This window comes from Pirellulales bacterium (assembly GCA_035499655.1).
Taxonomy (GTDB): Bacteria; Planctomycetota; Planctomycetia; order Pirellulales; family JADZDJ01; genus DATJYL01.
Map to the genome: position 1 here is coordinate 1 of DATJYL010000135.1, position 9,740 is coordinate 9,740.

Annotated in this window: 8 protein-coding genes; all 8 read right to left on the reverse strand. The window is 57.5% G+C overall.

The window, feature by feature from the left end; genetic code table 11:
- Positions 1 to 264: 264 nt before the first annotated feature.
- Complete coding sequence (gene dxs / locus VMJ32_09445) at positions 265 to 2,199, reverse strand: 1-deoxy-D-xylulose-5-phosphate synthase (GenBank protein HTQ39241.1); 1,935 nt, start codon at positions 2,197 to 2,199, stop codon at positions 265 to 267.
- 86 nt (positions 2,200 to 2,285) lie between these two features.
- Positions 2,286 to 3,182 carry a farnesyl diphosphate synthase gene (locus VMJ32_09450; protein HTQ39242.1) on the reverse strand — a complete coding sequence of 299 codons (897 nt, stop codon included), beginning with the start codon at positions 3,180 to 3,182 and terminating at the stop codon, positions 2,286 to 2,288.
- Positions 3,183 to 3,263: 81 nt separating this feature from the next.
- The gene (locus VMJ32_09455) at positions 3,264 to 3,665 is read right to left on the reverse strand and encodes an exodeoxyribonuclease VII small subunit (GenBank protein ID HTQ39243.1); all 402 of its coding nucleotides are present in this window, start codon (positions 3,663 to 3,665) and stop codon (positions 3,264 to 3,266) included.
- A gap of 72 nt (positions 3,666 to 3,737) precedes the next feature.
- The gene (gene xseA, locus VMJ32_09460; GenBank protein ID HTQ39244.1) at positions 3,738 to 4,985 is read right to left on the reverse strand and encodes an exodeoxyribonuclease VII large subunit; all 1,248 of its coding nucleotides are present in this window, start codon (positions 4,983 to 4,985) and stop codon (positions 3,738 to 3,740) included.
- A 149-nt stretch (positions 4,986 to 5,134) separates the two neighbouring features.
- Complete coding sequence (locus tag VMJ32_09465) at positions 5,135 to 5,959, reverse strand: lysophospholipid acyltransferase family protein (protein HTQ39245.1); 825 nt, start codon at positions 5,957 to 5,959, stop codon at positions 5,135 to 5,137.
- Positions 5,960 to 6,111: 152 nt separating this feature from the next.
- Positions 6,112 to 7,116 carry a diaminopimelate epimerase gene (gene dapF / locus VMJ32_09470; GenBank protein ID HTQ39246.1) on the reverse strand — a complete coding sequence of 335 codons (1,005 nt, stop codon included), beginning with the start codon at positions 7,114 to 7,116 and terminating at the stop codon, positions 6,112 to 6,114.
- 217 nt (positions 7,117 to 7,333) lie between these two features.
- Complete coding sequence (locus VMJ32_09475) at positions 7,334 to 7,669, reverse strand: hypothetical protein (protein HTQ39247.1); 336 nt, start codon at positions 7,667 to 7,669, stop codon at positions 7,334 to 7,336.
- A gap of 61 nt (positions 7,670 to 7,730) precedes the next feature.
- Positions 7,731 to 9,740 (reverse strand): AsmA-like C-terminal region-containing protein (locus VMJ32_09480; GenBank protein HTQ39248.1); only part of this gene is annotated, 2,010 nt, incomplete at its 5' end.

Below are 9,740 nucleotides of genomic sequence, written 5' to 3' on the forward strand. Positions count from 1 at the left end.
CCTCGACCTGCGACAGATCGGCCTGAAATTCCAAGTCGAACAAAACGATCTCAGCAAACTGCTCCAGCATGGGGCGAAGCCGTTGTGCTTCGCTGGCGATATGGGGCCGTTCACCATAGGCCAGCACAATCACACGAGGACGAGTCGAAGGCACAGGAGTGGCTCAGATAAGTTGCGGTTGAAGAGTTCGATGCCAACTTCGATCATAAAGCGCCCGTGGCGCGCAGAAAAGAGCCGCAAAGCGTGCAATAAAAAGCCCGCAAATCACCCGGCGCGATGAGCCGATTCGCCCAATACCCCGGCGCGCTGGGCCAGTTCGCGGCAGGTGCGGGCCAATCCGGCAGCGTCTAACCCCAAATCGGCCAGCAGCTCGCCGCGCTCGCCGTGTTCTATGAAGCGATCAGGAATGCCGCGACGTGCGACGTGCGAAGCGTTCAATCCTGCGTCGGCGGCTACTTCCAGCACCGCGCTGCCAAATCCGCCGGCAAGCCCGCCCTCTTCTACCGACAGCACAAACGGACAATCTTCCAGTGCCTTGAACACAACGTCAGTGTCGAGCGGCTTGACGAAGCGCATGTTCACCACGCCGACATCCAAGCCGTCGGCCCGTAACATCTCGGCGGCTTTGAGACAATTCATCAGCAGCGTGCCGCAGGCCAACATGATTCCGTCGCGGCCCCAATCGAACACTTCGGCTCGGGCCAATTCAATGGGCGTGCGATCGCGCTCATCCTGGTCGCACAGTTTTCCGGCATCTTCCGCCGTGGCTTTGGGGTAACGGATGGCTACCGGCCCCGGAAACGAAAGTGCGAATTCCAGCATCGCCGGCAAATCGACCGCATCGCCCGGCGCCAAGACCAGCATGTTCGGAAGTAGGCGCAGATATCCCAGATCGAAACAACCGTGATGCGTGGGTCCATCGGGCCCGGTCAAGCCGGCGCGATCGAGCAAAAACGTGACAGGCAAATTTTGCAGCGCCACCTCCTGAAACAGTTGGTCATAACTGCGCTGCAGGAACGTGCTGTAAATATCGACAACAGGTCGCAGGCCGGCCTTGGCCTGTCCTGCGGCGAAGGCCACGGCGTGCGATTCGCAAATGCCAACGTCGAAAAATCGCTGCGGGAAGGCATCGCGCACCGCTTCCAGTTTATTTCCCTGGCACATGGCCGCGGTCAGCACCGTAACGCGCGGATTTTGCTCCAGTTGCTGGTACACCGCCTGACTGGCAACATCGGTGTACGCTTTCGACGAATTCGATTTAATCGTAATGATTTTTTCCGCGGCCCGTTCAAACGGCGCCGGCGTGTGAAAGTAAACTGGATCGGCGGCGGCGGGCTGAAATCCGTGTCCTTTTTCTGTGAACACGTGCAACAGGACCGGGCCGTCGACGTCTTTCACCATTTTCAAATAACGACGTAGCGCTACGATGTTGTGGCCATCGACCGGGCCTACGTACCGAAAGCCGAGTTCCTCAAACAACATGCCGCCGTGCAAGCCAGCCTTGAGCGAATCTTTAATTTGCCCCAGCAACCGCTCCACCGGATCGCCCAACACGGGTATTTTATTGAGCAGGCTGACGACGCGGTTCTTCAATCCAGAATACGAGGGATTCATCCGCAACTGATCTAGATACTCCGCCAAACCGCCGACGCGCGGACAAATCGACATTTGGTTGTCGTTCAAGATTACGAGCAGTTTCTTCTTGAGGCCGGCTGCGTTATTCATCGCCTCGAATACAATTCCCGAGGGAAACGCGCCGTCTCCAATTACCGCCACGCTATGCCGATCGCCGCACCCTAAAAGTTCATCGCCGCTTTTCAATCCCAGGGCGGTCGAAACGCTGCAGCCGGCATGCCCTGTCATGAACAGGTCGTAGGGACTTTCCAGGGGATTGGGGTAGCCCATCAGCCCCCCCTTGGTGCGAATGGTGGGAAACTGCTCGTATCGCCCGGTAACTAGTTTGTGCGGATAAATTTGATGGCCGGTGTCCCAAATCAGGCGATCGCGGCTGAAATCGAACACCGTATGCAGCGCCAAGCACAATTCGACGACACCCAAGTTCGAGGCGAAATGCGCCGTACGGCTGGATACCAAATTGCACAACGCCTCGCGCATCTCTTGGGCCAACTGTTCCAACTGGGCTTCTGTAAGCTGAACCAGGTCACGCGGCGAGTGAATGTTCGAGAGCAACGTGTTCATGTTTGATCCATCAGTTTCGGAAAGGCTCGGCGGCAAGAGCGAAGTTCGAAGCAATCAGAATTCCATCGTCGAACTTCAATTTCACTTCACTGATTCCTCTCCAGCACGTAGCGCGCCAGGACTTCCAGTCCGGCACGTTTTTCTCCCAGGGGCGCCAGCGCCGCGCAGGCCTCGTCAGTGAGCCGCAATGCGCGATGCCGGCTTTCTTCAATTCCCAGCAGGCCGGGAAACGTTAGTTTACCATGCTCCGAATCTTTGCCCACACGCTTACCCAGGGACGCTTCGCTCCCTTCGACGTCGAGCAAATCGTCGGCAATTTGAAACACCAGGCCAATTTTACGTCCAAACCGTTCCAATGCCGTTTGCTGTGCTTCATCGGCACCAGCTACGAATCCGCCCAGCCGCAGCGATGCCAAAAACATGGCCCCAGTCTTGCGGCGATGAATGTTTTCCAGCATCGCCAAGTCGCCCGGCATGTGCTCCAGCGCCAAATCGTCTGCCTGCCCGCCGACCAACGCCGTCGCGCCCGCTGCCTCGGCCAATGTCGCACAACACCGAGCAGCCACGGCCGGCGGCTTAATATCGCTGGCCAATACTTCGAATGCCTGAGCCAAAAGTGCGTCGCCGGCTAAAATGGCTACCGCTTCGCCGTAGGCCTTATGGCAGGTGGGACGGCCGCGGCGCAAATCGTCGTCATCCATCGCCGGCAGATCGTCGTGAATGAGCGAATACGTGTGCACCATTTCCACCGCACAGGCGGCCGGCAGCGCCGCTTCCCAAGTGGTGCCGCAAGCCTCAGCGGCCAACAACACCAGCATGGGCCGTAATCGTTTGCAGGGGGCCAGTAAACTGTAGCGAATGGCCTCGCGCAATGGGACAGGGCAGTCAGCGGAAAAATTGCTGTAGCGATCCAGCGCGGCGTCGATCAGTTGTCGCGCGGCCGCCATTTGGTCCATCAAGAGGGCGGAGCTACAGGAGAGCATGTGGAATTGATATTTTGTTTGAACCCGAAGCGATTAAGCAACTTACCGCCGTTACCAGACACAGGCCACCAGACACTTATCTTAAAACAAGCTGCCCGGTTCGTCCATCGCGGAGGTGGTCGATTCGATGTTAATCTCTGGCGCGGGCTCCTGTTCGCGCGCTTTTTTTGACGATTTGCCTCCGCGGCGCGAACGAATGGGCTCTTTCGACTCGGTCGGCAACGTGGCGCGGTCATCGAACGGCTCCGTCACCGGATTGCCTGCTTCGTCGACGCCGGTGAGTAATTCGATCCGCCGCTCGGCCCGTTCCAAGAGGCCGTGACATTGTTTGAGCAGCTTGACGCCTTCCTCATACCGCGCCAACGATTCGGCCAACCCCAGCCGACCTTCCTCCAAATCGCGCACAATTTGCTCCAGCGCCGTTAAGGCTTGCTCGAACGAAGGCGCTTCGGCCGAAGACGGATTTTGATTTTGTTCGGGCAATTTCGTGCTTTCTGTCGCCGTGGCCGGTGACCGCTAAACATTTTGAATCAACGCTGACCGTGTCTGGCGACGCTAACCTTTTCCGTTGGCGTCTATAATATGTTCAATTCGGCTGACCGCCGCGCCGCGGGCAAACCGTGTGTGAATCGTTTCTCCCGGCTGCAACGGCGATGCATCGAAAACCGGCCGGCCGTCAGCGGTGTGCGTCGTCAAACTATAGCCGCGTGCCAACACGCCCAGCGGACTGAGCGATTCCAAATGCGCGGCTAAACCCGCCGTGCGTTGTTTCGTCCGATCGAGCAACACGCCGACAGATCGGGCACATCGTGCTTGCCAGCCGTCTAATTGTTGCGCAAGATTGTACAATCGGTCAAATGGCTTTTTGAACGGCGGGCGCGTTTCGATAGTTTCCAACCGCCGCTGCGCCTCTTGCGTACGGCTGCGCAGTGCAGCCGCCAACCGACTTTGCCGGTCGCGCAGAGTGGCGTAAATTGCTTCCATTGCTGGCACAATGCGTTCGGCGGCTTCGCTGGGCGTGAGCGCGCGAACATCGGCCACCAAATCGGCCAGCGTAACGTCGATTTCGTGTCCCACGGCCGAAACCACGGGAATCCGCGATGCATGGATCGCCCGGACGACAACTTCTTCGTTGAACGACCATAAATCTTCCAGACTGCCGCCGCCACGCCCGACGACGAGCACGTCGATCGGCACGCCCAAGCGATTCACACGTTCAATCGCGGCGGCAATTTCCTCAGCAGCGCCAATGCCCTGCACCCGGGCTGGGGCGATGATGACGTGCACGCCGGGCCAGCGTCGACGCAACACTTCCAAAAAATCGCGCAGCGCCGCGCCGGTGGGACTGGTGACGAAGGCAATTCGCCGCGGAAACGGAGGCAGCGGCCGTTTGCGTTCCGGTGCAAACAAACCTTCGGCGGTGAGTTTTTGGTGCAATTGCCGGAATTTCAGCTCCAGCGCGCCCAGGCCTTTCAGTTGCAACTCTTCAATAATCAGCTTGTATTCGCCGCGGGGTGCGTACACATCTAAATGGCCGCGGACGATGACTTCCAAGCCGTCGTGCAATTCGGTGCGGATGCGCTGGGCCGTGCTTTTCCAAATGACGGCCCGAATTTGGGCGTCTGCATCTTTGAGCGTGAAGTAGCAATGTCCCGACGGGTTGTGGCGGCTGAAATTGGAAATTTCGCCGGTGACCCAGACGACCGGAAACGCGCCCTCGACGATCTCTTTTAGCACGTCGGTGAACTGCGAAACCGTCAGCACCGGCAGCGAATTGGAACGAGATTGAAGTTCGGAAGCCACAGGGAACTTGCAAAATCAAGAGAACGCAGATAAACGCGGATGAAACAGATCATCGCAGATCGGCAAAGAGAATTATGAGGAAATAAAAGTGCCGTGAGAAGTGCCTACTCGCGCGCCTGTTTTTCGGCCTGATTTGCGGGCATCCGCGTTCATCCGCGTTCATCCCTGGTTATTTGATTCAGAACTTTTTCAGGCAGCGAGCTGAAATGCGGTTGCGGTGGTATATGCTTTGGATCGAGCCGCGGGTATTCGCGCCACATTGGTTCGCGGCGCAGCGGAACTTCTTCCACTTTGTGCGTACCCGATTCCGCCCACGCTTCGGCCTCCAGCGTCAGCCGATTCATCAGCCGCTCCACTTGCAGGCGATAATGCTCCAGGCCTTCGCGATTTAACTCCGCCGGCACGTGAATGGCCGGGCTGACCACCGCCCGCGCACGGCTGAACGGCCGGGGCACCGCATGATGATCCCACGTGCGCATCCGCCAAGGCCGATCGTATCCATATCCCATCGCCACAATCGGCAGGCCCAGCTTGGATGCCAGGTAAATCGGGCCGGAGGCCAACGTACGGCGTGGACCTGTCGGGCCGTCGGGCGTTATGGTCAAATTCATGTTGCGGCTGCGGCGAACCAATTCGCGCAGCGCCGCCATGCCGCCGCGGGTGGAGCTGCCCCGCACAAATTCAAAGCCCATGTGGTAGGCTGTGCGGCTGAGAATGTCGGTATCGCGATGCCGGCTGAGGAGCATCGTCAGGTTGTTGTGCCCGCGCAGGTAGAGCGGGAACAAAATGTACTCGTGCCAGAAGATGTAAATCTTTTGCCCAGCGTAACCCGGTTTGGCGGGATCGACCGATTCTTCGTAGTACGCGCATTTATATTCCAGCGTGTCCATCCAGTAACGAACCGCCGCAGAAGCCAGCAACCCGCCCAGGTTATTCAGAAAGTGCCTGGCAAATTTGGGCGTGCGGAATTTCATCGAGATCGCATCCGTGCAAGAGGAATGTAGGCTGTTGGAAGGAGGATGTAGGATTTATTTCCGGGCAGCGCCGACAAAGCGTGTGTTAGAAATCCTAATTCCTAAATCCTACATCCTAAATTCTAGTTTCTACATTCCACTTCCTACATTGCTCACTCCGGCCACTCGCCGCTGAAGACTTCCGTGGCGGGGCCCGTCATATAAACATGATTGTCGGTTTCGTTCCACTCCAATTCCAAGTCGCCGCCGGGCAAATGGGCCAAAATTTTCCGCCCGGTGCGGCCGGTAAGCACGCCCGCCACACAGACAGCACTGGCTCCGGTGCCGCAAGCCAGCGTAATTCCACTGCCCCGCTCCCAAGTTCGCATGGTGAGTTCAAAAGGAGATTTCAACTCGACAAAATGGATGTTGGCTTTTTTGGGAAAAATCATCGCCTGTTCCAAAAAATGCCCAACTTTCTCCAACGGAACTTCGGAGACATTTCTGCAATACAAGACAACATGCGGATTTCCCATCGAAACACAAGTGATTCGGCGGTCAAGTTCACATATTGCAGTCCAAGGGTCCTTTGGCAAAGGCATGTCTTCTTCTTTGATCCCCGGGTAACGGATCGGCTTGGGCTGGTCCGCGCGCGGGAACATAGCGGCCCGCATGGGATGTTCTCGCTGAACGATTTTCCAGCCCGCAAAAAGTTGGTCCAATGCGAGATCGAGGTCATAGTCAATAACAGAATCGCTAGCGGACGCTCCTCCCAGCTCTACTGGTATCTTCGCGGCTTCCAAAATCGGTTCGCCCATATCCACGCGTACTTTTGCCACTTTGCCGCCAGCCGCTTCTAGATTCAGCGTCAACACGCCACGGCCGGTTTCGATTTTGAGCGTCGGCTTCTTGGCAATGCCGTGATCGTACACGTACTTGGCCACGCAGCGGACGCCGTTGCCGCACATTTCGGCCTCGCTGCCGTCGGCATTGAACATCCGCATCCGGGCGTCGGCTTTGTCGGACGGGCAAATCAAAATCAGCCCATCGCCACCCACACCGAAATGCCGGTCGGCAATTTTTTTGGCCAAGGCTGCGGGATCGGCGGGCATCGGTTGCGCAAAGCAATTGACATACACATAATCGTTGCCAATGCCGTGCATCTTGGTGAAGCGCATGAGAGGAGTGAGTTGTAAGTGGTGAGTAAGTAGGCCGCGAGTAACGTTTAGCCGCGACGAGCAACCGAGCACGGTCGACGGGCGTCGACCGAGCGCAGGGCGGTAGTGACCAACCAGCGGAGCGTAACTGCGGGATTTTATCCGCCTGCCGACAAACGGACAATCGAACGGCCGTAAAGTTCATCCGAACGTGCGAATTATGGCCAGTCTGCGAAGTTCAGCCCGTCAAATCCAGCATGTTGCCGCATTGACCGGAAGGGTCGCGGCTGGAGGGCAGGGGGCTGTCCGACAGTCCAATTGCTGCGTCCGGCGGATTTTTTTTCTTCTCGGGCAATTCCCACGGACGGCGGCCGTCCGCATCACGCTCTTCCGTCTCGTGCTCGTCGCCATCGGTTTGGCCGATCCCGGCCGCTTGTTCGGCTTGCAAATCGGTTTGCTGCTGTATTCGTTGGACGGTCATTTCCTGCGACGTACGATCTGTATCCGCACCTTTGGATTGCGGCAATGGCGTGGCCGCCCCGATGCCCGCAAATCCGAGAGATGCAATGCTCATCATTTACCTCCGTCCAATGGACACACAGACCTATCGTCTGTGACGAACCTTGAATTCAACATTATCGCAGCGGTGCCTCTTGCACTTGCGAAACCGGTTGCACCGTGGCTGCGGGCGACAGTGTATTGGGGGGGGGCGGCAACGTTCGATTTTGCGGCTGCATGCCGGTTTGTATGGTTTGCAAAGCCTGGTTGATCGTCGGAAATGCTTCGCGCTTCGGCTTGGGATCGGCCAGGGTACCGGTCACGTGAATTTGCATAATCTGTTCGCTGGCCCCACCCATGAGGCGCTTCCACGCGGGCAATTGTAGGTCGCTGCGGCCCACGATGGGTTGTAGTTTGAGATTGATGTCGGTATTCAGATTCGCTTCGCCGTCACCGACCAGGCTGATGGCATCGCCGCTGAATTCGATGTTTTTCAAAATCACGTGCTCGCCGTCGATGTGAAACGTGATGTCGCTTTTGGTAAACGCGTTGGTGTCGGGCCGCTTAAGATTCAATACTTTGAGCAGTGCCACCATCACCGGCAATTCGTAAATATCGGCATTCGTTAATTGCACCTGGCCGTCGCCGTTCAGCGTGTGCAGACCCGCCGCCGAACCGTTAAGCCGGATGCTGGCGTCGACCTCCCCCTTTAATCGTTGTCGGCCAGGCACGGATTCGATGCAAAATCGGTTCATGTCCACTTTATTCAGCTTGGCCTGTACGGAGAAACGGGGCGTTTCGTCCAGTGCCACGCTGGCGTCGGCCTCCACGGTTCCGCCGTAGCATTTTGCAAATAAGTGTCGCGCCGACTGTCCCTGCGATTGTGAATCGGCATCGGCGCCGACCACGACTTGCCGATCGTCCACATACACCGGTCCCGCGATATTCGTAAATTGGAAATTGTTCCACGTGACGGAATCGACATTCAACTCACCCCGCGTAAGCAGCCGCTGGCCTTCGTTGCGGTTAGGATCATAGCTGCCGCTGAACACGCCGCCGCCGTGAATGTTTTGCACCTCGACGCCGGTGTGCAGCGTGCCTTGCTCGATGTCGAATTGCATGTTTTGCCATTGCGTAATCACCCGGCAATCGCCCAGCACCGCGGGAGGCGAACCGTCGGGCAACAGCGGCGGACGCTGCCCCCAAAAATCCAACACGCCATGCAGACTGATCAGGCCTGTCGGGTTCAATTGCACCACGGCCTTTCGCAGCTTGACGGGCAACGCAATGATCAAATCGCGGTCTGTATCCAACCGCACGTGATCGGCTGTAATGTTGTCGAAATGCAAATGCCAGGCGCCTTCGGGACCATGCTCGCAAGAGCCGCTGGCCGAAATCGGCGTGCGGTCGTGTACCGCCCGCAAGTTTTGAAACTCGCACCGATCGCCGCTGAACCCAATCGCACCCTGTACTTTTTCCAGCCGATAAGGGAAGTATGTGGGATCGATCGAAACCGTCTCACCCACCGGCTCCACCGCCACTTTCACCTGCGGATGGCTATCGCCCGATGTAAAATTCACCGCCGCATCGAGCAAATTGAACGAGCCCTTGGGCTTCAAGTCGTTCCAAATGGGTTGAAACTGCGGGGGCAAAGCGTCTCGCAATTCTTCCTCCAACACGACGTCGCGACCGTGGAATTCCAGCGCCAGGCTGAATCCTTGGCCGACCGGTGTAACCGTCCCGTCGCACGTCACTCGCCCGGTATGATTTTCACCTTCCAGCCCGCGGAAATTCCACTGGCCGTCGATCATTTCCAATCTTCCTACCACATTGTTCAACGGGTAAGAAAACCGGTCGTAACGCATTCCGCAATGGTCCAGCTCGACCTGCAGATGCTGGTGCATGTTCTTGCTCTGCGGATCGTCGCGCATGCAATCCACTCGAAAATTGAACGCGCCCGCCAAATGCAGCGATTGCACCACCGAACTCGCTTTGGGCTGCACTGCGGAAATGGCGTTGTATAGACTCTGGTCGAAGGGCATGCCTGTTCCGCTAATCGATAGGCCGCCGGTAAACTCGGGCCCAGGATTTTGGAATTTTCCCTCGATTTTCACAGGCCGGCTGCCGGCAAAGGCCACCATATTCAG